General features: G+C 57.3%; 20 protein-coding genes and 1 tRNA gene. 10 read left to right on the top strand and 11 right to left on the bottom strand.

All coding sequences use genetic code 11. The features are described 5' to 3' along the window. Positions 1 to 81: 81 nt before the first annotated feature. A complete protein-coding gene (locus tag AAIL67_RS13585) occupies positions 82 to 606 on the top strand; it encodes a GNAT family N-acetyltransferase (RefSeq protein WP_034348967.1) in 525 nt (174 codons plus the stop codon). A 33-nt stretch (positions 607 to 639) separates the two neighbouring features. Next, on the top strand, positions 640 to 1,854 hold the full coding sequence (locus AAIL67_RS13580; protein WP_224649998.1) for a class I SAM-dependent methyltransferase: 1,215 nt from the start codon (positions 640 to 642) through the stop codon (positions 1,852 to 1,854). A gap of 11 nt (positions 1,855 to 1,865) precedes the next feature. Here the strand turns inward: AAIL67_RS13580 and AAIL67_RS13575 are convergent, their stop codons facing one another. Next, positions 1,866 to 2,480, bottom strand: coding sequence for a hypothetical protein (locus tag AAIL67_RS13575; protein ID WP_224650000.1), 615 nt, complete (start codon positions 2,478 to 2,480; stop codon positions 1,866 to 1,868). A gap of 172 nt (positions 2,481 to 2,652) precedes the next feature. Between AAIL67_RS13575 and AAIL67_RS13570 the strand changes: the two genes are divergently transcribed. After that, positions 2,653 to 3,696, top strand: coding sequence for a tRNA-dihydrouridine synthase (locus AAIL67_RS13570; RefSeq protein WP_343484227.1), 1,044 nt, complete (start codon positions 2,653 to 2,655; stop codon positions 3,694 to 3,696). Here the strand turns inward: AAIL67_RS13570 and AAIL67_RS13565 are convergent. From AAIL67_RS13565 to AAIL67_RS13520, 10 genes are all read right to left on the bottom strand, one after another. Beyond that, entirely contained in the window at positions 3,650 to 5,365 is a 1,716-nt protein-coding gene (locus AAIL67_RS13565) for a phospholipase D family protein (RefSeq protein ID WP_343484226.1), read from the bottom strand. The two genes, AAIL67_RS13570 and AAIL67_RS13565, sit on opposite strands and share 47 nt — an antisense overlap. A 52-nt stretch (positions 5,366 to 5,417) precedes the next feature. After that, positions 5,418 to 6,527, bottom strand: a complete 1,110-nt coding sequence (ribD, locus tag AAIL67_RS13560; protein WP_343484225.1) for a bifunctional diaminohydroxyphosphoribosylaminopyrimidine deaminase/5-amino-6-(5-phosphoribosylamino)uracil reductase RibD — start codon at positions 6,525 to 6,527, stop codon at positions 5,418 to 5,420. Between the two features lie 30 nt (positions 6,528 to 6,557). Continuing rightward, complete coding sequence (locus AAIL67_RS13555) at positions 6,558 to 7,007, bottom strand: type IV pilin protein (protein ID WP_063661561.1); 450 nt, start codon at positions 7,005 to 7,007, stop codon at positions 6,558 to 6,560. 11 nt (positions 7,008 to 7,018) lie between these two features. Then, complete coding sequence (locus AAIL67_RS13550; RefSeq protein ID WP_082877262.1) at positions 7,019 to 10,753, bottom strand: PilC/PilY family type IV pilus protein; 3,735 nt, start codon at positions 10,751 to 10,753, stop codon at positions 7,019 to 7,021. A 94-nt stretch (positions 10,754 to 10,847) separates the two neighbouring features. Continuing rightward, positions 10,848 to 11,651: a PilX N-terminal domain-containing pilus assembly protein gene (locus AAIL67_RS13545; RefSeq protein ID WP_082877261.1), complete on the bottom strand. Its 804-nt coding sequence runs from the start codon at positions 11,649 to 11,651 to the stop codon at positions 10,848 to 10,850. Positions 11,652 to 11,654: 3 nt separating this feature from the next. Then, complete coding sequence (locus AAIL67_RS13540; protein WP_082877260.1) at positions 11,655 to 12,593, bottom strand: PilW family protein; 939 nt, start codon at positions 12,591 to 12,593, stop codon at positions 11,655 to 11,657. Next, on the bottom strand, positions 12,590 to 13,237 hold the full coding sequence (pilV, locus tag AAIL67_RS13535; RefSeq protein WP_053283585.1) for a type IV pilus modification protein PilV: 648 nt from the start codon (positions 13,235 to 13,237) through the stop codon (positions 12,590 to 12,592). The genes AAIL67_RS13540 and pilV overlap by 4 nt, the downstream gene beginning before the upstream one ends. Beyond that, complete coding sequence (locus AAIL67_RS13530) at positions 13,228 to 13,800, bottom strand: GspH/FimT family pseudopilin (protein WP_082877259.1); 573 nt, start codon at positions 13,798 to 13,800, stop codon at positions 13,228 to 13,230. Before AAIL67_RS13530 ends, pilV begins: the two co-directional genes overlap by 10 nt. Positions 13,801 to 13,867: 67 nt before the next feature. Continuing rightward, positions 13,868 to 14,473, bottom strand: a complete 606-nt coding sequence (locus AAIL67_RS13525) for a GspH/FimT family pseudopilin (protein WP_063661553.1) — start codon at positions 14,471 to 14,473, stop codon at positions 13,868 to 13,870. A gap of 80 nt (positions 14,474 to 14,553) precedes the next feature. Next, positions 14,554 to 14,835, bottom strand: a complete 282-nt coding sequence (locus AAIL67_RS13520; protein ID WP_343484224.1) for a hypothetical protein — start codon at positions 14,833 to 14,835, stop codon at positions 14,554 to 14,556. Between the two features lie 235 nt (positions 14,836 to 15,070). On the opposite strand from AAIL67_RS13520, the gene rpsO reads away from it, so the two are divergent. From rpsO to AAIL67_RS13485, 7 genes are all read left to right on the top strand, one after another. Next, positions 15,071 to 15,337, top strand: coding sequence for a 30S ribosomal protein S15 (rpsO, locus tag AAIL67_RS13515; RefSeq protein ID WP_003057844.1), 267 nt, complete (start codon positions 15,071 to 15,073; stop codon positions 15,335 to 15,337). Between the two features lie 205 nt (positions 15,338 to 15,542). Continuing rightward, positions 15,543 to 17,801, top strand: coding sequence for a polyribonucleotide nucleotidyltransferase (pnp, locus tag AAIL67_RS13510; protein WP_343484223.1), 2,259 nt, complete (start codon positions 15,543 to 15,545; stop codon positions 17,799 to 17,801). Positions 17,802 to 17,931: 130 nt separating this feature from the next. Further along, positions 17,932 to 18,939, top strand: a complete 1,008-nt coding sequence (locus tag AAIL67_RS13505; RefSeq protein WP_343484222.1) for an NAD(P)H-quinone oxidoreductase — start codon at positions 17,932 to 17,934, stop codon at positions 18,937 to 18,939. After that, a complete protein-coding gene (tpiA, locus tag AAIL67_RS13500) occupies positions 18,936 to 19,682 on the top strand; it encodes a triose-phosphate isomerase (protein ID WP_034378755.1) in 747 nt (248 codons plus the stop codon). The genes AAIL67_RS13505 and tpiA overlap by 4 nt, the downstream gene beginning before the upstream one ends. Before the next feature lie 57 nt (positions 19,683 to 19,739). Further along, a complete protein-coding gene (gene secG, locus AAIL67_RS13495; RefSeq protein ID WP_034378756.1) occupies positions 19,740 to 20,135 on the top strand; it encodes a preprotein translocase subunit SecG in 396 nt (131 codons plus the stop codon). A gap of 120 nt (positions 20,136 to 20,255) precedes the next feature. Then, positions 20,256 to 20,340 (top strand) — tRNA-Leu (locus AAIL67_RS13490). A gap of 74 nt (positions 20,341 to 20,414) precedes the next feature. Further along, positions 20,415 to 20,774: an NADH-quinone oxidoreductase subunit A gene (locus AAIL67_RS13485; RefSeq protein WP_003064381.1), complete on the top strand. Its 360-nt coding sequence runs from the start codon at positions 20,415 to 20,417 to the stop codon at positions 20,772 to 20,774. Positions 20,775 to 20,789: the final 15 nt, after the last annotated feature.

Below are 20,789 nucleotides of genomic sequence, written 5' to 3'. Positions count from 1 at the left end.
CCACTGCACCGCGTGCCAAAACTCTGAATCTGTAGACAATTACGCCCTTCTATTCTTACATGTTTCCGCCCCGGTTTTTCCATGTCTAGTATCCAGGTCCGTCCCGCTACTCTTCGCGATGCAAAAGCGATTGCCCAGATCCATACTGCTTCCGCACTGGAGGCTTATCGAGGTCTGGTTCCCGATGATCAACTGAAGGCCATGTCCTCGGTTGAAAAGCGCCAGGCTTACTGGCGCGAAGCTATTGAATACTGTGAGCCACAGGTCCAGGTCGCCATTGACGGCGACAAGATCGTTGGCTTTGTCGGCTTTGACCGCTCCCGTGATGAAAAATCCCGCCAGACCACCGGCGAGATCTGGGCTATCTATGCAGCTCCCTCGCACTGGAATCAAGGTGTTGGCGTTGCCCTGTGGGACGCCGCCCGAGATGGTCTGCTGGAAGAAGGCTGCACCAATGTGACAGCCTGGATTCCGCTGCGCAACGAGCGTGCCCTGCGTTTCCATGAAATGGCAGGCTTCAAGCGTGAAATGTCCACGGCCAAGACGGCTGTGATTGGCAGCATCAAGATTGAAGAAGTGCGCGTCAAGCGTCCTCTGAACGGCTGATCACAGCGTTCAGCACTCACTGAAAGACAGGCCGTGACGTCTCCCAATAGCAAGCTCGCGGCCTCAGTCTGCGCTCCCGCATCTGCTTTCGACCTGCTGCAATGGCAGGAGCAAGCCCAGGTCCATATGGCTTTGTGGCGCAGCGAAAGCAGCTTGCCCAAGCCCCGCCGCATCGAAGTTGCCGATGACACCATGCCCGCTGATACGGCGTTTCGCCATATCAGCGAAGGTGCGTCGCTGCTGTGGCGTGGTGATTTTCAGAATGCGCGTCAGCTGTTGCTGGCACTGGGCCGCCGGCTGGACAAGAAGTCGCGACGCAAGAGCCCGGCAAAGAGCCCTGCTGCTGCAGGCTTTCCCCACGCTTTTCATCTGTACCGCCAGTCCCAGGCCCAGCGTGCACGCATGCTGGCCAGCATTCTGATCGAGCTGGATGTGCAATGGCATTGCGCCTTGCGCCGGGCTCCTGACTGGAGTCAGGCCTGCTCCGAGGCCTGGGGCACAGTTCCGGCCGAAGTGCATGCGCAGTCCGTGCTGGTGCCGCTGCGCGATCTGCTGGGTGTGGTCGGCGCCCATGAGTGGCGCAAGAAGGGGGTGGAGATTCCTGCCCTGGATGGCGCCCGCATTCATGCGCACTACGGTGTTTTCTCGCCCGTGCGCGGCGAGTATCTCGATCTGGTGGCGCGTGCAAGCATTCCCGCAGCCGGTCTGGAACAGGCCTGGGATATTGGTGTCGGCACGGGCGTGCTCTCGGCATTGCTGCTCAGGCGCGGCGTGAAGTCGGTGGTCGCCACCGATACCAGCGAGCGTGCGCTTGCCTGCGCCGGCGAGAATCTGCAGCGCCTGGGTCATGCTTCCCGGGTTGAGCTGCAGCATGCCGATCTGTTCGCGCAAGGGCAGGCCGGTCTGATCGTCTGCAACCCGCCCTGGCTGCCGGGAAAGGCAGCATCGGTGCTCGATCAGGCGATTTATGACGAAGACAGCCGCATGCTGCGCGGCTTTCTGCAAGGGCTGGCGGCACACCTGCTGCCAGGTGGCGAAGGCTGGCTCATCATCTCCGACCTGGCCGAGCATCTGAAGCTGCGCACGCGTGACGAGTTGCTGGGCTGGATTGAAGCCGCCGGACTCAAGGTGCTGGGGCGTGAGGATGTTCGCCCGCATCATGGCAAGGTACAGGACCGAGAGGATCCTCTGCACATTGCGCGCTCTGCCGAAGTGACCTCGCTCTGGCGTCTGGCCAAGGCGGGCTGACAGCCAGGCTGCTAGGCGATTGCGCCTTGCAGTTCCTGGCAGGTTGGATCGGTTGCTTCCCCATGCGCCAGCAGGGCCGCCAGCCTCTCGCGCAGCGAATGTGCGCGCTCTTCGCCTGCATATTCCTCTACCGCAGTCAGCAGACTGATGCCGGCGCTGCGCAAGCTGGTCAGGTCTCTGGCCTCGCGCAGCTGGGTCCGCAACGTCTGGGCCAGTGCCTCGTGGCGGTTGGCAAACAGGCGCTCGCACATATCGAATAAATACATGCGCGTGCCCGCCATATTGATGGCTGGTGTCGAATCAGTGGCTTCTTCGGCTGGCGCCAGGGCAGGTGTGGCCGGGCTGTCTCCAACTTTGGCGAGAGGGATCGCTGGATGAGTGGCCAGACTGCGCTCTCTGGGGGCGCTGGATGAAGTCACCAGCTGAAGATATCCCTGTTCCACCAATTGCTGGGCCAGTGCGGCATGATCGCTGCCCAGCATGGCGGCAAGTTCTTCCATGCTCTTGCCGCCGGCCAGCAACAGCAGGGAGCGCGCGCGCTGCGGCAGCTGGCGCGATCCGGGCTGAAGTTCCTCCTGGGCCTTGGCGGTTTTCTGCAAAATCATGGCTGCTTCTGTCTGGCGCATTACAAGTGCGGATGCGCTATTGCATGAGCTGACGATGACACTGGTGTGAATCTGCGCCAATTCGCAGTGGATCGGCCAGTCATTACTGCCCAAGCTTGCCAATTGCTTCTGAATTAATAGCTGCTGGCGTTTTCTGAATAAGCGCCACAGGTCAATCTGATTTGAATCTGAAATGAGACTGCTGCTTGCGCCCATGGAAGGGCTGCTGGATTTTGTGTTGCGCGATGTGCTGACCCGAGTGGGCGGCGCGGATCGCTGCGTGTCCGAATTCATTCGCATCAGCGGCTCGCTGCTGCCGGACAAGGTTTATCTGCGTACCATGCCCGAGCTGCGCAACGGCAGCCGGACGCTGGCCGGCGTGCCGGTGCGGGCGCAACTGCTGGGCTCGGACCCCGTCAGCATGGCCGAGAACGCTGCCAATCTGGCGCGCCTGGGCCCCGAGGGCATCGATCTGAATTTCGGCTGCCCGGCCAAGGTGGTCAACCGCCATGGCGGCGGTGCATCGCTGCTGCAGGATCCCGAGCAGATCGTGCGCGTGGTCGACGCCGTGCGCCGTGCCGTGCCCGCGCAGCTGCCGGTATCGGCCAAGATGCGGCTGGGTTTCAACGACCGTGCGCTGATGACCGAGTGCGCGCAAGCCATGGAGCAGGGCGGTGCCTGTGAGATCGTCGTCCATGCGCGTACCAAGCTGGACGGCTATCGTCCGCCGGCCTATTGGGAAGAGATTCCACGCATCAGCGATGCAGTGGGCGTGAATGTGGTGGCCAATGGCGAGATCTGGACTGTGGAAGAGGCCTTGCGCTGCCGCGAAGTTTCGGGCTGCGACGATCTGATGCTCGGGCGTGGCATTGTGGCCGATCCGGGTCTGGCCCTGGCCGTGCGCCGCGCCGTGGAGCACGGCAGCGTCAGCACGGTCGCTGGCATTGACTGGCTGGTGCTGGTGCCCCAGGTGCAGCGTTTTTGGCATATGGTCTGCGAGGATCTGGAGCCGCGCCAGCGTGCGGGTCGCCTCAAACAGTGGCTCAACCTCATGCGCAGACGTTTTCCCGAGGCCGAGCTGGCTTATCAGGAAGTGCGCACCCAGACCGATCAACGCGCCATCAGCGACTGGGTACAGGCGCTGCCACAGCGTGATCTGCAGCAGGAATGGGCCTGGCCGCAAACCATGCCTAAAGCAGGCTGTCCGGAGCCAGAGGCCCGAGCAGCTGCAGCATAAGGCGCAGCCCCAGGCTGGCATCGGGCTCCGAGTAAGAGTCCGCTAGCCCGCTGTCCTGAGGTGCACGCCAGACCAGCTTTCCCTTGGGATCCAGGTCCACCCGCCAGCTGTTTTCGGGCAGGCTTTCATCGATGCTGTCGCCGGCCAGCTGGCTGAAGCGGCGGCTGGCGATCAGCACGGCGATCTCGGTGTTCTGCAGGCGTGAGCGCATATCCAGATTCATGGAACCCACGGCGACCAGCCGCCCGTCTATGACCAGCAGCTTGGTGTGCAGCATGGCCCGCGAAGCACCGGAGCTGCCCCCGCTGGAGCCCGTGCCGCCTGCGCGCAGGGCGGAGCTGACATTGGCCGCTTCGCTGCGCATTTCGTGCAATTCGATGCCCATCTCCAGTAGTGCCTTGCGATGGCGGGCATAGCCGGCATGTGCCAGTGGAGCATCGTTGGAGGCCAGGGAGTTGGTCAGTACCCGGATGCGTACGCCTTTGCTGCGTGCGGTGCGAAAGGCATCCATGATCTCCGGCCCCGGTACAAAGTAGGGCGAAACGACCAGTAAGTCCCGCCTGGCAGAGCGAATCAGAGCCAGCAGACCATCGACCACCGACTCGGCATTCAGCGCTGGTGTGGCCAAGGGGGGGAGGTTGTTGGCGTCGTCGGCCTTGAGCACCGCTGCTTCGAATGACTCATCGGCGGCAGTCCGCTCCGCCCCTTCTGCGGGAATCTTGGTCGGGCTGTCGGCCAGCACCATGGCCTGGGCCCAGATCCATGGGATCTGGGTCAGATTCAAGGGGCTGTCTTCGGGTTCCGGTCTGGGGACGGTGGTGTTACGGGCATGCTCGGCTTCGCTCCTGGCGTCTTCCTGTTCAAACTGCTTTTTGAGTTTGAGCAAGTCAGGCTCGCTGATCAGCGACTGCACGGGGTAGGCGCGCACATTGTTCCAGTAGCGGTCGAAGCTGCGCGACAAATCCTTGACGACCGGGCCGCCGGTCAAGACATCGAGATCGACAAAATTACCTTCATTGGAGGCGTCAAAGTAGGCATCGCCCAGATTGCGCCCACCAATCACGGCCAGGGTGTTGTCGGCCACAAACAGCTTGTTGTGCATGCGCTGCTGCGCGCGCTGAAAGTCGGTCAGCAAGGTCCAGGCGCGGCCGATGGTGGAGGCGCGCGAGCCGGCCAGCGGGTTGAACATGCGCATCTCCACATTGGGCACAAAAGCCAGGCGCATGACCTGCGCGTCCGGCCCCGTGCTGTGGAAGTCGTCCAGCAGCACGCGTACGCGCACGCCGCGCTTGGCCGCCTGCACGACGGCGCGCAGCAGTCGCCCGGTACTTTGGTCTGCATGGATGGCGTAGTACTGCAGATCCAGCGTTTTCTGTGCGTTTTCCACCAGCGCCATGCGGCTGCTGAGGGCATGCTTGGGGCCGGAGAGCAAGGCAAAAGCCGAGGCATCTGGCTTTGCCTTGGCCGGGCGAGCCTGAGAGATGAACAGGCCCAGCTCTGTGCTTTGGGGCTGGCTCAGTGCGGTGCTGACGGGGCGCTCCACATCCTTGGGCAGCGATGCCGCGCAACCTGTGAGCAGCATCGCGGCAATGACGCCGGCAAGCAGCGCCAGATGCTTTTGCGGCCCTGATGGTTGCAGCCGTGACGATGTGGAGATAGAAGCCGTCATTGCTGCTTTGTAACCCATGATGACCGGGTTCACATGTCGGACACAGACTGCGCTAGAACTGCTCTCGTCCCTGGACTCTGGCAACAATGCGCAGGTCCGGTCCCAGGCGGGCGACATCATGGAACACCAGTGGCAGACCTTGGTCCAGGCTGTCGAGCGGGCCGAAGTTGGCAATACCCATGGCGCCCGTGCCAAGCAGTTTCGGGGCTTGATAGAAGAGAAGCTCATCGACCAGGCCTTCGCGAATCAGGGAGCCGTTGAGCTTGAAGCCAGCTTCCACATGCAGCTCATTCGTGCCGCGCTGGGCCAGATCCCGCAGCATGGCCGCGAGATCCACCTTGCCTGCAGCATTGGGCATAGCAATAACCGTAGCACCTAGCGCTTGCAGTGCTTCAATTTTGGATTGCTTTGTGCTGCAGGTATAGATGAGGCAACCGCTAGGTGCTTTCAAAACATGAGCATCCAGCGGGATGTCCAGCTTGCTGTCCACCACGGCAATGCGTGGCTGGCGTGGCGTGTCTACATCACGCACATTCATGCGCGGATTGTCTTCAAGCACCGTGCCTATGCCGGTCAGAATCGTGCAGGCACGGGCACGCCAGGCATGTCCCTCGGCCCGGGCGGCCGCCGAGGTAATCCACTGGCTTTGGCCGTTGTGCAAGGCCGTGACGCCGTCCAGCGAGCTGGCAGCCTTCATGCGCACCCAGGGTGTGCCGCGAATCATGCGGCTGAAAAAGCCGATATTGAGCTCGCGTGATTCGGCTCCGCCGGGGCCTATCTCCACCTCAACACCCGCAGCGCGCAGCCGCTCGAAACCCTGGCCGGCCACTTGCGGATTGGGATCCGTCAGCGCACCCACCACCTTGCCGATGCCGGCTGCGATCAAGGCGTCGCAGCAGGGGCCGGTGCGGCCATGGTGCGAGCAGGGCTCCAGCGTCACATAGGCCGTGGCTCCGCGCACATCGTTGCCTTTGGAAGCCGCGTCGCGCAAAGCCATCACTTCGGCATGCGGGCCGCCGGCCTGCTGGGTAAAGCCCTGGCCGATGATGCGGTCCGAGGCATCGGCGATCACGCAGCCAACGCGCGGGTTGGGTGAAGAAAGAAAAAGCGCCTGAGCAGCCTGCTCAAGCGCTTTGTTCATGAAGTGGGCAGAGGGTGTCATGCCCAGGATGGTAATGCAGAGGCGTCTGGCTTACTTGCCCCAGCAATCTGTGTCGTAGCCGGTTTGACCAGATGTCTTTCCATTTGCCCCACGCAGTCCTGTATTGCTGATCGTGTAGGTCCCGCATTTATCGCTGGCTTGTGGGCCGGGTGATTTGGGTGCTGCACTCAAAATAAATGCCAGTTGAGTGTCCTTGTTGCCATCTTTATTGAGGCTGATGGTGTAACGCTTGTTTGTGTCACTGGCCCAAGTCAGCGTATCTGGTATAGCACTTGGGTAGACGCCTGTTGCCGTTGCTGCACGCTCCATCCATTGCTGCGCTTGCAACAGCCCTGCCCGAGCATCAGCTCTATGGCCGCGGCGCACATATTCCGTATAACTCGGGTAGGCGATGGCGCTGAGAATGCCAATGACGGCAACCACGATCATCAGTTCAATCAAAGTAAAGCCCTGTTGATCGGTGCGAATTCGATAAGTCATGGCTTCCCTTCTTATTTGATTTGGCGCCAGCTAGGGCGTGTGGATTGTTCGGGCATGCGTGCCAATGTGTCGCGCGGTCCACCGCCGCCAGTGAGGTCGGTAATACGATCGCGCTTTGTAATCAGCAGTGGTGTACCGGTCTTGACTGCTACCCGTGCAATGTTCATGTCCGAACTGTTGTAGAAGCCGTCGTTATTGGTGTCCACGAGTTGAATGGTGGGGCGCTTGCCATCCATGATGTTGATAAGTGTGCGCCATTGAGCTCCGGCACTGGTGTCCACTTTGACGGGTACACAACTCTCGTTGATGTTGTCGCTCTCGGCATTCTTGGTGCCAGAGGGCGACTCACTATAAACGGCCAAAATATTGCTGCCATCAAAGAACTGCATGGGTTTGAGCAGGCGCTCACCAGCGGCTGGTAGGTCTAGATACCAGCCCTTATAGCTTTTCCAGGTTGCAGCGGTCAGCTCCTGATTGGCCGTTACGGTTGCGTCATCATTGGTAGCCCCGGTGGGCACAGTAATGCTTTGCTGTGCAAGCAGCTTCCCTGTGCTGTTCATGGTGCCAACAGGCGCAGGTGTTGGGATGCATGCTGGGTTTGTAGTGCAGTCGCCTGAGCCTGGGTGAACCTCCAAGGCGGTTTTATCCGTATTCATTCGATAGCGTGTGTTGTCCAGGACTGAATACAGTGTTTGGACGTTTTGCGCGATGTCGGTGCGGCGGTCATTTGCCGTGAGGTTCCGGCCTGTACCGAATGCAACCATCATGCCACCCAAGGGCACACTTTTAGCATCAGTGCCTGTGCCTATGGTCATACTTCGGTCATTGGCTCGCACAATTGGCGGAGCCGTAATTGGTTGCACTTGGTCGCGAGTGGTGCTTGTCAGTGTGGCAGGGCCGCGTGCGGTGAACAGAGGCTTGTCATAGCCATAGGCTACGGCCCAGTTGCTGTCGACGGTGCTGGTCAGATCAAATTTCCAGAGATTGCCCAAATTGTCCCCAGCATAGACGACGTCGGTCTTGCCATTGCCATCAAGGTCCACCAATGCGGGCGATGCCAATCCGTTGTCGCTGGCATTGCCTGTGCCGGTCGTGGCAGTGGTGGCTTGAATGCGTTTAAGAGTCCTGTCGCCGTCCAGATATTGCACCAGCAGCACGGGACGTTGATTGGTGCTGTTATAGCCATTGCCCATTAGCACTGCCCAGCGCCCATTGTTCAGGCGCGTGATTTGCGTTGCTTCTTGCAGGCTGGCGGGGTTGCGTCCAGGCCGGGCGGTGATATTGCCGATATCGGCATCTTCAGTCACTGTAGCGGCGCAATCTTGCTGTGCGGTTCCGGTTAGCGCGCTACAGGTGGGGGCTGCCTCGCTATTGCTGCGGGTGCGATCTTTTATGACTGCTGCTGCGGTGAAACTGCTTGGATTGGTTACGTCCAACAGAAAATAGCCTTTGCCTCCCGCTCCCAGTGAGCCGACGAGCATTGTCTTCCAGTTATCACCATCCTTGATGTCTCCGGTCATTGGTGAACCATCGACGTAATACTGATGTAGATAGTCCTTATCTGTCAGCTTCTTGAGTCCGCCTACGACGCCACGGGGTACATAGGCCAGCAATTCACTGCCATTGGTGGCTGAGAAGCCGTGCAGCATACCGTCGTTGCCACCAACATACAGAACAGGCTTGCGGTCTTTCTGCGCAGTCACAAAGGCCGAATAGCCCATGGAATAGTTGCTTATCGGGCCACCGGTGTACCAGATTTCAGAGTTCACAATGTCTCCCTGCCGACTCGCGCGTACGCGCAGGGGTTTGGCATCCGTGGTGCCTTCGAGTGAGCGGTCGCCTCGGATGTAGTTGACGATGTTTTGTCCCAGGACTCTATCGGCATCCGTCAGAGCACCTGCGGCAGTGCTGCCGATCAGCGTCTTGATTTGGGTCGTGCTGTAGCCTATCGGGCTAGCTGTTGTGGTCCATTTGAAAGGAATGCCTGCATTGCTTTCGTCGCTCCAGCTTAGTACCAGTCGACCATCGGGTTGGCCATTCGTTGGCTGCAGAGCATCTAACCTCTCTGCCGTGCTTTTGCCGTCCCAGCCGGAAACCACATCGGGAAAGCGGATGCAGGTCTTTTCTGGATCGTCTTTAGTGGGGCAGGCGTATGTTTCTGGCTCAAGTGCGCGAGTGGCGGTGATATAGCCGCTCCAGCCATCCTTGGGGCTATAGGCTGAGGCATAGATACCGGCATTATTCTGTGAAACGTTGTAGCCGCTGGTGCTGCCACCGCCAGCAATTTTGTCGGGAAGGGGGGCGCTTTCGTCGTTGATCTTGCCAATGATTTCGCGAAATGCTTTGGCTAGGTCTTCTGCTTCTGTCACTGCATAGAAGCGACCCCGTCCATTAATGGCTGCATGCCATAAGTCTAGTGCACGGTCCGAATTTGAGTCGGACTTGTGATGTTCGCTGGAGAGTAGGTCTGGCCAAGTCACCCAACCAGTGATTAAGTCAATGAATCCATCTGTATATCCAAATGGAACTTTGTTGCTGGGGGCAATGATATCGGGGCTCAGGTTCCAGGAGACTGCTTGTTCGCTGAAACCAATTGTGTAAGTGACCATATGAGGCCACGTAGCAGGGTTGTACGCAGGATTCCAATATTTGTTTAAATTGACAGACCTTGTCTCTTGCCGTGTCCCAACTTGAATTTGTTCGGTGCCTGTTTGTTTGGTTTCATATTTTGTACATTGATTCCACCAGTTCCATTGAGTGCAAACTTGTCCATATACAGGGCGCGTTTCGAAAACACCTACATTCTTTGTGGCTGAAAAATTTTGAGTGGTGCTCGCTTCTGTATAAATTTGCGAGGGCTTGAGTTTGTCAGAGTCTTTAAGTTTTGTAGGGTCTTGGAGTGGGCTCATCCAGCTTTTAAAAGCCCAGTCAGCGGCCATGTTGGAGTATGCGTCATAATAGATTTTTGTCTGATCTGATGAAGCATCATATGCTTGGCGACCATTGAGTGCAGGCCAATTTTGGCCATCTTGGTCTCCTCCTGTGGCGGTTCCGTTCCAAACACCATCAGTCATCATGATATGGTAATTTCGACGGCATCCTAAATACTCAGTGCTTTTACTTCCTGTTCCGCCGGGGTCACTGGACCAAGGACTATTTCTGCCCAAAGGTCTTCGCATATAGGAATCGGCTTGACTGAACATCCTGTGTGAAGGTGTTCCATTATTAGCTTTCAAACCACTTACGAAGCTAAGGAAGTTATCTCTGTGTTGGGTGCTATTGTTTATTTTTGCATCAATGGGACGCATCGAATTAGTGTTCATTGAGGTTGAATCAACACTGCTCGCGGTGCTGTTTTTTGACCCGCCATTATCATGCATTGCTTGCCAAGCAATGCGTATTTTATTATCTGGAATGAGTTCTTTGTCGTTAAATACTGCTTTTAGAGCATATTTGAGGACATTGATGCGCTTTGCATTGCTTTTCCATTTGCCGTCGCTGTCGGGTTCTGTATATCCAGGGCCAATGGTGCTTGGGCCGTCTTGCGTGGTTTTTACGCCCCAGTCCATACTTCCAGAGTCGTCAATTGAGATAATTACATTGGGTGCGACGAAAGCGGACTTTGATGTGGGAAGAGGGGGTTCTTGTACTAAATTTATTGACCAGGTTGCCGTGGGTGTGAGTATTGCTCCGATGGCAATGGCAAGTAGTCTCTTCTGAAATGGAAAAACTGTAATTTGGGACATGGTTGCTTCCATTTTGTTGAATATGAAATAGAAGAAAAATTATCGATATTATTGTTGAAGAAGAGCCGTTAAAATCTCTGGTTGGTAGTTGTGCTCAGTCCTTCATGCGCTGGCGAGCGTAAGTTTCCTGCAATACAACAGTAGTTCCATCTTTTCGTCCTTTTGCCAAGGCTGTAATTCTGTAAATTACATATACATCAAGATTAAGAGGCAGTTGGCTGGTGCTTGAATCTGTAATTAAATTCGCAGTTTTGGCGGCATCGCTGTAGCGCATGACCTCAATCCAATACCAACCACCTTTACCATCGGCGGTTTCCGCGAGAATCGGGTTTAACTGGCCGTTGTCTGTCTTATGAGCGGCGCCTGTAAACTGGCCATAACGTGCCCCAACGGGTGTCATTGCCGAAAGAGGTACTTCGCCAAGACTTGCATCTGCTGCTGGTGATATGGCAGTTTCTGATGTCGCGAAATTCCAGAAATCCTGTCGGCCCACACGTCTTGCGCAAAGGGCATCTTTGCATCTCGTTGCTTCAGCTTCCAGTTTTGTAATCAATGGGTTTATTTCTTGAGAATCCCCCGGGAACTGCAAGGCGGAACTGTACGCGCGACATGGTGGTGCACTGCATGCTGTACCACTGGAGGTTTCTCCGCGAATATCCAGTTCAGCATCCTGTAGTAGGGCTTGAGCTGCTTCAAAGGCTCGTTGGTAATCCGCATCATTGCCAACAATCATTTCGCCAAATAAAGAGGTGCGTGATGCCCACAGTGCCAAGAGCATTGAGAGCATGACAAAAATAATCACCAAAAATAATGCGATTCCTTGCTGTTTATTTTTTCTTGTGAATTGAATTTTTGGTTGCACGTGGGTTGGTTGCAATGGGGTGTTGTGAGATTGCATAAATCAGAGCAAGCCTTGGCTACGTAGCTGAAAGGTATTGCGAAAAAGCAAGTGGATGCGACTCTTGCGAGCGCCGGTGAGCTCGGTGAGGTCTTTGCTTTGGCCATCGCACTGCGTGTAACTTCTCGTTGCTTTGGGGAGGTCTTTGAGGTCTATAAGTTCATTACCATAAAGAACAAAGCAAATCTCTACACCTTGAACTTGACGCCACTTTGGATCAGTATTTTCTGTGGGCATGTCTGCTGCTTTCACGCGCTGAATGCTGGAGCCAGTACCTGAGGCAACAGTTTGAACAAGGTAAGCGACTTGAAACTCAGCAACATTCTGGGCAATTGGTTGTGCATTGCTACTATTGCCTGCGCAGCGAAGGCTGTCCTCGGAAAATGTGAAAATGCTTTCTACACGTTCATCTGTGCTTTCATTTCCTGGTGCTCCCAAGCAATTTCGAGCCTGAAAATCTGTGTTGCTTCCGGATTTGCTGGAGAAAAAAACATTATCTTGATAGCGTCTGAATCCGGTAGTTAACGTGTCAGCTCCTCCGATTAGAGTGTTTGATTGATCGAAGCTATTTCCTTTGTTGTCTTTAGATTTTGCTTTGATTTCAAAAACTACGGCGCTGAGTGCATCATTTGCTGAGGCTGCAGCGGAGCTTGGGTTGGGGTTCAAATATAGAGAACCGGCTTGACGCAGTTGTGAGGCTAATATGCGAATAATATGAGCGCCTTGCTGCTGAATTCCACTTACATCGCTGACAGTGCCTGAAACACCGCGTGATACCATTAGCGCGCCGGCTGCAACTGCTACCACTAGTAATCCAATAACTAGACCCACTAGCATTTCTAGTAGAGTTACACCTCTTTGTTGAATTGGGGCGTGGCGTCTATATTTACTCGAATAGTGGAGTGGTTTCGGGCGCAGTTTGATGTGTTTCGCTATTTTCATGAGCAATAGACGGTGGGGTTGGAGCTATCGCCATATGGTGCGCAGCGTGCAGAGACAGAGATATATTGCAGATGGCATATGAAATTTTCAGGACAGGCGTTATCATCGCCGCCTGCATTTTCAAACTTCCCATCGGAGCTTTTTATTTTGCTGGCATCAATGATGTCGGCCTTGGCGCCATCCTGTTCATTTTCACGCCAGGCAATAATAACGCCCAGTTGGCGACGATTGCCATCAGATGCACTTTCTCCTGGGGCTAGAAAAATCTGAGCTTGCCCTAGTGGAAGTGTTTGCTGGAGCGTTGTTTTCCAGATCTTTAAGTCAAAACTGGCTTGTTTGCTGGGGGTGCATGCTGTTGTTGAGCAGTCAGCGCTGGCGTAGTCGGCAGCTTTTTTCGTAAAGGTGGATGTGTAATCTCCAATGCTTAGGAGGGCATTGGGGTTGACCTTCATCCGTTCGCTTAGATCTTCAATTAGCCGAATGGCCTGGGTGCGGCGCATGCTGGTCTGCGTGTCTGTCAGTGTGCGCATCTGGACGCCCAGAATGCCGAGAATGCCAAGTGCAGCAACAACAATGGCAATCAATGACTCAAGCAGAGTAATTCCAAGCTGTTTTTTTGCGCGGATGGTATGGGTTAGACGCATGGGATATCTTTTTGATCAATGATGCGAATGCGACCGCCCGCAGCAAGGCATATGCCCTTGGCTGCAGGAGACGTAATTCCAGTTTTTTTTGGGGAGATATAAAAGCTGAAAAGGTTGGCGCCATTGGCTTGACCCCAGCGGTTCAGGCTAATAGTGGCGCCGGATGGATTTTTGGTGACCAGAATGTTTTTGGGTGTGTCGAAGCGCTGAATTTCCTCGCCCGCATTCCAGCGTTTGTTGGCATTGGCATCAACAAAGACAACCCAGCCGCAATCCCAGTCTTGAGTGGTTCCATCCGTTACACATCCGGCGGTGGTTTTCGGAAGCTTTTCCAGATAGACCTTGCCACCACGTTTGATGGCTTCGGATCTGGCAAGCATCAAGCTGGATTTCATTGCCTCAGTCACTTGATATACGCGCCATTGATCAAATAAGGGGTTGAAGCTGGGTGCCGCAATTGCAGTCAAGGCGGCCAGCACTGCCATGGTCATCAGCATCTCAATGGCCGTGAGTCCACGAGATGAAGATTGCCTTTGGCAACTGCAGCTGGTAGAGCAAGACACGCGGACTCCTTATTAAGAATCACGAGCTATGTAGCCGACCTGCATTGCTGTTCCTCTATGGGCTTTCTCAGATGCAGGCGACGGTGCTTGAATTCATACGCTTGATGCGTCCGCTGCCACTCACGCAAAGCGAGCTTGCACTGGCTTCTGCGTTGCTGCTGTTCGCTGGCGTCAGGCGGAAGGCGAAAAAAGATACGCTGTTGCTTGTAAGTTGACCCCAGCGATCGACCTGAACGGGCTTGGTCAGACTTCCGCTGTCCTGCCCGGTGCTGCTATTAATGCTTGTGAGCTTGACTTTAACGCGGCGAGGAGGAGGCGTTTGCTGAAGAATTTCTTCACCATTGTCTTTGACGCCGTCGCTGTTTTTGTCGGCAAATACGAGCCATCCGCAATTCCACGCATCCGTGTCAGTGTCGGAAATCGTGCATCCGTCGGTGCTGGTGTTCCGGAGAATGGCAACTCCTCCCCCGCGCTTGATCGCCTCTGACCGCGCAAAGTACAGCGTGGACTGCAACTCCTCGGATGCCTGGCGCACTCGCCAGCGTTCAATCATTGGATTGAAGCTGGGCGCGGCGATGCCGGCCAAAACGGCCAGAACGGCAACCGTGACCATGAGTTCAATGGCTGTGAAGCCTCTGGAAAAATGGCGACGAATGAGGTGCAGGTTGAGCATGCCGGCATATTACGTTTCGTTGCATGCCAAATGCTTTGTGACTGGATGAGTGGTCTTGATGGGGAGATCGGTGGTTGTTCTCAGCGGCGGCGGCCGGAAGCCGGGTAGGCATACCCCGCGCATGCCCCGGAGTTGGGTCTTCCCTGGCATTCCCGATAGAGCCGTCTATCGCGTTCGGCAGTTGTTTCTTCCGAACTGCTCCGGGTGTTCTGGATCTTGACCTTGCCGTTTTGCTTCTTGGCTGCTTTGTGGTTGCGCTGGCCTGCGTTGGCTGCGAGTGCTGGCTGATCTGCGAGAGCGAAGACCATCAGGGCCGCAGTGCAGAGGCTGGCAAACGAATAGCGTCTAGAAAAGCTGGTCATTGCAGATCCCCGGCTGGAGGTGATGGGCGCATTGTCCGAGTCTCGCTTAGGAGCGGGCAAGCGGGTTTGCCTGCCTTGGTCTGGTGCCTAGTCGTGCTACTGCATAGGGAATAAATCGCCTCTTGATATAATCGCCAAGTTTTGCATGGTGCAAGACGCACGCTGAGGCCTTTCCAGCCTTGGCGCAAGTAACCAAGGTGCTCCTCGTCGAGTGCCAAATCCTAAGGAAAACAAAATGATCGCTGCCGATAAGAAGGCTGAAGTTGTCAAGGCCAATGCTCGTTCCGAAAACGACACTGGTAGCCCCGAAGTGCAAGTGGCTCTGCTGACAGCTCGCATCAACGAACTGACTCCCCACTTCAAGGCTAACGCCAAGGACCACCACGGTCGTCGCGGTCTGCTGCGCATGGTGAGCCGTCGCCGCAAGCTGCTGGACTACCTGAAGTCCAAGGACGCTGACCGCTACACAGCACTGATCGCCAAGCTGGGCCTGCGCAAGTAAGCACGGTGAAAGATCGAAACGCCTGAGTTAGATTGCCTAGCTCAGGCGTTTTTTACTTCGGAGTTCGCAAAACAGAGCGAAGCTGTGTCATTCCAATGCTGCACTATTGATAGCGCTCAGCGCAGCACTGGAATGGCATCGTGTTCTGTTTGCACTCCAAATCAAGACTGGATGAGCGTATCCAGCTATTCATAAGGGAGTCAATATGACCATGTTCAATAAAGTTACCAAGACCTTCCAGTGGGGCCAGCATACGGTCACCATGGAAACCGGCGAAATCGCCCGTCAGGCCTCCGGCGCCGTGCTGGTCAACATCGACGACACCGTGGTGCTGGCCACTGTCGTGGGCTCCAAGATCGCCAAGGCCGGCCAGGACTTCTTCCCCCTGACCGTTGATTACATCGAGAAGACTTATGCCGCCGGCAAGATCCCCGGCAGCTTCTTCAAGCGCGAAGCCAAGCCTTCCGAGCTGGAGACTCTGACCTCGCGTCTGATCGACCGTCCCATCCGTCCCCTGTTCCCTGAAGGCTTCTACAACGACGTGCATGTGGTCATCCACACCATTTCGCTGAATCCCGAAGTCGACGCCGACATCGCTGCCATGATCGCCACTTCGGCGGCCCTGGCTGTGTCCGGCATTCCCTTCAGCGGCCCCATCGGTGCTGCTCGCGTGGGCTACATCAACGGCGAATATGTGCTGAACCCCGGTCAGACCCAGCGCAAGGATTCTCAGATGGATCTGGTCGTTGCCGGCACCGAATCCGCCGTGCTGATGGTGGAATCCGAAGCCCTGCAACTGCCTGAAGAAGTGATGCTGGGTGCCGTGGTGTTCGGTCACGAGCAAGGCAAGATCGCCATTGACGCCATCCATGATCTGGTGCGCGAAGGCGGCAAGCCCGCATGGGACTGGACTGCTCCCGCCAAGGACGAAGCGCTGATCGCCAAGGTGGCCGAGCTGGGCGAAGCCAAGCTGCGCGCCGCTTACCAGGAACGCAACAAGCAGGTGCGTACCCTGGCTTGCCGCACTGCATACGCTGATGTCAAGGCCGCCTTGACCGAGCAAGGCGTGGCATTCGACGGCGTCAAGGTCGAAGGCATGCTGTTCGATATCGAAGCCGGCATCGTGCGTTCGCAGATCCTGGCGGGCGAGCCCCGTATCGACGGCCGCGACACCCGTACCGTGCGCCCCATCGAAATCCGCTCCTCCGTGCTGCCCCGCACTCACGGCTCCGCGCTGTTCACGCGTGGTGAAACCCAGGCCCTGGTGATCTCCACGCTGGGTACCGAGCGTGACGCTCAGAAGATCGACGCGCTGGCTGGCGAGTTTGAAGACCGCTTCCTGTTCCACTACAACATGCCTCCCTTTGCCACCGGCGAAGTGGGCCGCATGGGCTCGACCAAGCGCCGTGAAATCGGCCACGGCCGTCTGGCCAAGCGCGCTTTGGCCGCTTGCCTGCCGACCAAGGAAGAGTTCCCCTACACCATCCGCGTGGTGTCGGAAATCACCGAGTCCAACGGCTCCTCGTCCATGGCTTCGGTCTGCGGCGGCTGCCTGTCCATGATGGACGCCGGCGTGCCCATGAAGGCGCATGTGGCAGGTATCGCCATGGGTCTGATCAAGGAAGACAACAAGTTCGCCGTGCTGACCGACATTCTGGGTGACGAAGATCACCTGGGTGACATGGACTTCAAGGTGGCCGGTACCACCAACGGCATCACCGCCCTGCAGATGGACATCAAGATCCAGGGCATCACCAAGGAAATCATGCAAGTTGCCCTGGCTCAGGCCAAGGAAGCGCGCATGCACATCCTGGGCAAGATGCAGGAAGCCATGGGCGAAGCCAAGACCGAAGTCTCCAGCTTCGCGCCCAAGCTCTACACCATGAAGATCAACCCCGAGAAGATCCGTGACGTGATCGGCAAGGGCGGCGCCACCATCCGTGCGCTGACCGAAGAGACCGGCACCCAGATCAACATCGAGGAAGACGGCACCATCACCATTGCCGCCACCGACGGCGCCAAGGCTGAAGCTGCCAAGCTGCGCATCGAGCAGATCACGGCCGAAGTCGAGATCGGCAAGGTCTACGAAGGCCCCATCGTCAAGATCCTGGAATTCGGTGCCCTGGTCAACCTGCTGCCCGGCAAGGACGGTCTGCTGCATATCAGCCAGATCGCTCACGAGCGCGTGGAAAAGGTCACCGACTACCTGCAAGAAGGTCAAGTGGTCAAGGTCAAGGTTCTGGAAACCGACGACAAGGGTCGCGTCAAGCTGTCCATGAAGGCGCTGACCGAGCGTCCCGCCGGCATGCCCGAGCGCGAGCCCCGCGAGCCGCGCGAACCCCGTGGCGATCGCGAGTACCGCGAACGTGCTCCTCGTCAGAATCGCGAACCCCGCGAGAACCGCGAGCCACGTGAAAACCGCGCAGCCGCTGACGAGCAACAGCAACAGCAACAGCAGCAGTAAAGGCTGAGCAGGAGTCCGCCGCGAGGTGGTCTCCTGTTTTGTCGTTTGCTGGCTGATCCTGATTTGTAGCTGCTGGCGCTTTCTGCATAAGCGTTTGAGCCTGATTTCTTTGATAGAGCAAAGCCTGACTATGGAAGCCAACACAATGCGAGCGGTGGAAATCACCAGCTATGGTGCGCCAGACGTGCTGCGCATGGGTGTACGTCCCATGCCGGTGGCAGCTGAGGGGGAGGTGCTGATTCGCGTGGCCGCGAGCGGCATCAATCGCCCCGATGTGCTGCAGCGCAAAGGTCATTACGCGCCGCCTGCCGGGGCCTCCGATCTTCCGGGGCTGGAGGTGGCGGGTGTGATCGTGGCGGGCGACGAGGCGGCCATGGCCAAGGCGGGCTTCACACTCGGCGACCGCGTCTGCGCGCTGGTGGCCGGTGGCGGTTATGCGAGTTTCTGTGCTGCGCCCGTGGACCAGTGCCTGCCGGTGCCGGCGGGCTTCAGCGACGTGCAGGCGGCTGCCTTGCCCGAGACCTTTTTCACGGTCTGGAGCAATGTGTTTGACCGGGGGGCTCTGCAGCCCGGTGAAACCTTGCTGGTGCAGGGCGGCAGCAGCGGCATTGGTGTGACGGCGATTCAGCTGGCCAAGGCCTGGGGCGCGACGGTCATTGTCACGGCGGGCAGTGATGCCAAGTGCGATGACTGCCTCAAGCTCGGTGCCGACCACGCCATCAACTACAAGACACAGGACTTTGCGGCAGAAGTGCAGCGCATCACGGCAGGCGAGGGCGTCAACGTCATTCTCGACATGGTCGCCGGCAGCTATGTGGCGCGCGAAGTCCAATGCCTGGCTCCCGATGGTCGCCTGGTCATCATCGCGGTGCAGGGCGGCGTCAAGGCCGAGTTCGATGCCGGCCTGGTGCTGCGCAAGCGACTGACTGTGACCGGCTCCACGTTGCGCCCGCGCTCCGTGGCCTTCAAGGCGGCGATCGCCGAGGCGCTCAAGCGCAATGTCTGGCCCCTGCTGGAGTCCGGCAAGGTGCGCCCAGCCATCTATCGTGAATTCGATGCTGCTGATGCGGCGCAGGCTCATGCGCTGATGGAATCCAGCCAGCACACCGGAAAAATCGTTTTGACTTGGGAAACATGAAGCAAAAACTCATTGTTGGCAACTGGAAGATGAACGGCAGCCTGGCTGCCAATGCTGCTTTGCTGCAGGCCATCAAGCAGGGCTTGCCTGCTGACAACAAGGCGGGCGTGGCCGTGGCTGCTCCTGCGCCCTATCTGGCTCAAGTCCAGGCGGAACTTGCGGGTACTTCCATTGGGGTGGGCGCACAGGATGTGTCCCAGCACGAGCAGGGTGCATTCACGGGCGAGGCTTCGGCTGCCATGCTCAAGGAGTTCGGCGTGCGCTATGCGCTGGTCGGTCACTCCGAGCGTCGTCAATATCATGGCGAGACTGATGCCGTGGTTGCCGCCAAGGCCCAGGCTGCGCTGGCCAAGGGCATCACGCCCATCGTCTGCGTGGGCGAGACCCTGGCGGAGCGTGAAGCGGGTCAGACCGAGGCCGTGGTCAAGCGTCAACTGGCAGCCGTGATTCATCAGGTCGGCCACTGCGTGAGCGAGCTGGTTGTGGCCTATGAGCCTGTCTGGGCCATAGGCACCGGCAAGACTGCCACTCCCGAGCAGGCCCAACAGGTGCATGCCGTGCTGCGGGCGCAGCTGGCGGCGGCCAGCGACAAGGCTGATCGCGTGCCCCTGCTTTACGGCGGCAGCATGAATGCAGGCAATGCGGCGCAGTTGCTGGCTCAGGCCGATATTGACGGTGGCCTGATCGGTGGTGCGGCTCTCAAGGCCCCGGATTTCCTCACCATTATTGCGGCAGCGCAATAATTCGTCTGCGCCGCACTCCGGTGTGGTGCGCAATGATTCAGACTTTTAGGTTTTGATATGAACGTCTTTTCCAGCGTCATTCTCGCGGTCCAGATGCTGGCCGCTCTGGGCATGATCGGCCTCATTCTCATGCAGCACGGCAAGGGTGCCGATATGGGGGCTTCCTTTGGTAGCGGTTCGTCGGGCAGCCTGTTTGGCGCCTCGGGCAGCGCCAACTTCCTGTCGCGCTCCACGGCGGCTCTGGCCACCGTGTTCTTCGTGGCTACATTGGCTCTGGCTTATCTGGGCAACGCTCGCCCAGTGAGCTCGGGTAGTGTGCTGGAAGGCGCTGCTCCTGTTTCGGCTCCTGCGCCTGCTGCCAATGTGCCGCCCGCAACTGCCGGCGATGCAGCCGTGCCTCCTGCTGCTCCGGCGGCTGGTGCTGAGGGCGCAGCCCAGATCCCAACGAAATAATTTGGAGAAAATCCTGAAGAACCCCAAAGAGTGGGGTTTTTCAGGCTAGAATCTAGGGATTGTCTGGGGATCAGAATCTTTGCAACGAAGGTTCCAGGGATTGCCGGACTTTGAGACGAAGCCGTCGTGGTGGAATTGGTAGACACGCTATCTTGAGGGGGTAGTGGCGAAAGCTGTGCGAGTTCGAGTCTCGCCGACGGCACCAACACATAACTAAAAACCTGCCCTGCTGATCAGGCAGTGATCGGTGAGGCATGTTTTCATAACAAGGCCCACTCGATGAACATCGATCAGTACCTTCCCGTTCTTCTGTTCATTCTTATTGGCATGGCTGTGGGTGTTGTACCCCTGGTGCTCGGCTACGTGCTGGGTCCCAACCGCCCTGATGCTGCCAAGAACTCCCCCTACGAATGCGGTTTCGAGGCGTTTGAAGACGCTCGAATGAAGTTTGATGTGCGCTACTACCTGGTCGCCATCCTGTTCATTCTGTTCGACTTGGAAATCGCATTTCTGCTGCCCTGGGCTGTCGCACTCAAAGATGTCGGCGGCGTGGGTTTTGTTGCTGTCCTGATTTTCCTGGCCATTCTGGTCGTGGGCTTTGCCTACGAGTGGAAAAAAGGCGCCCTGGATTGGGAATAAGCAGCTTTTCTGAGG

Origin of the sequence: Comamonas sp. A7-5, from assembly GCF_039581385.1 — a bacterium.
Lineage (GTDB): Bacteria > Pseudomonadota > Gammaproteobacteria > Burkholderiales > Burkholderiaceae_C > Comamonas > Comamonas thiooxydans.
This window is presented reverse-complemented; position numbering and strand designations above follow the sequence as displayed.

Bases quoted from the DNA above. Each gene is read 5' to 3' on its own strand.
- ribD (WP_343484225.1), bottom strand. From the start codon at position 6,527: ATGACACCCTCTGCCCACTTCATGAACAAAGCGCTTGAGCAGGCTGCT.
- AAIL67_RS13575 (WP_224650000.1), bottom strand. From the start codon at position 2,480: ATGCGCCAGACAGAAGCAGCCATGATTTTGCAGAAAACCGCCAAGGCC.
- AAIL67_RS13545 (WP_082877261.1), bottom strand. From the start codon at position 11,651: ATGCAATCTCACAACACCCCATTGCAACCAACCCACGTGCAACCAAAA.
- AAIL67_RS13565 (WP_343484226.1), bottom strand. From the start codon at position 5,365: ATGACGGCTTCTATCTCCACATCGTCACGGCTGCAACCATCAGGGCCG.
- AAIL67_RS13570 (WP_343484227.1), top strand. From the start codon at position 2,653: ATGAGACTGCTGCTTGCGCCCATGGAAGGGCTGCTGGATTTTGTGTTG.
- AAIL67_RS13540 (WP_082877260.1), bottom strand. From the start codon at position 12,593: ATGAAAATAGCGAAACACATCAAACTGCGCCCGAAACCACTCCACTAT.
- secG (WP_034378756.1), top strand. From the start codon at position 19,740: ATGAACGTCTTTTCCAGCGTCATTCTCGCGGTCCAGATGCTGGCCGCT.
- AAIL67_RS13520 (WP_343484224.1), bottom strand. From the start codon at position 14,835: ATGACCAGCTTTTCTAGACGCTATTCGTTTGCCAGCCTCTGCACTGCG.
- rpsO (WP_003057844.1), top strand. From the start codon at position 15,071: ATGATCGCTGCCGATAAGAAGGCTGAAGTTGTCAAGGCCAATGCTCGT.
- pnp (WP_343484223.1), top strand. From the start codon at position 15,543: ATGACCATGTTCAATAAAGTTACCAAGACCTTCCAGTGGGGCCAGCAT.
- AAIL67_RS13550 (WP_082877262.1), bottom strand. From the start codon at position 10,753: ATGTCCCAAATTACAGTTTTTCCATTTCAGAAGAGACTACTTGCCATT.
- AAIL67_RS13505 (WP_343484222.1), top strand. From the start codon at position 17,932: ATGGAAGCCAACACAATGCGAGCGGTGGAAATCACCAGCTATGGTGCG.
- pilV (WP_053283585.1), bottom strand. From the start codon at position 13,237: ATGCGTCTAACCCATACCATCCGCGCAAAAAAACAGCTTGGAATTACT.
- tpiA (WP_034378755.1), top strand. From the start codon at position 18,936: ATGAAGCAAAAACTCATTGTTGGCAACTGGAAGATGAACGGCAGCCTG.
- AAIL67_RS13525 (WP_063661553.1), bottom strand. From the start codon at position 14,473: ATGCTCAACCTGCACCTCATTCGTCGCCATTTTTCCAGAGGCTTCACA.
- AAIL67_RS13485 (WP_003064381.1), top strand. From the start codon at position 20,415: ATGAACATCGATCAGTACCTTCCCGTTCTTCTGTTCATTCTTATTGGC.
- AAIL67_RS13555 (WP_063661561.1), bottom strand. From the start codon at position 7,007: ATGACTTATCGAATTCGCACCGATCAACAGGGCTTTACTTTGATTGAA.
- AAIL67_RS13585 (WP_034348967.1), top strand. From the start codon at position 82: ATGTCTAGTATCCAGGTCCGTCCCGCTACTCTTCGCGATGCAAAAGCG.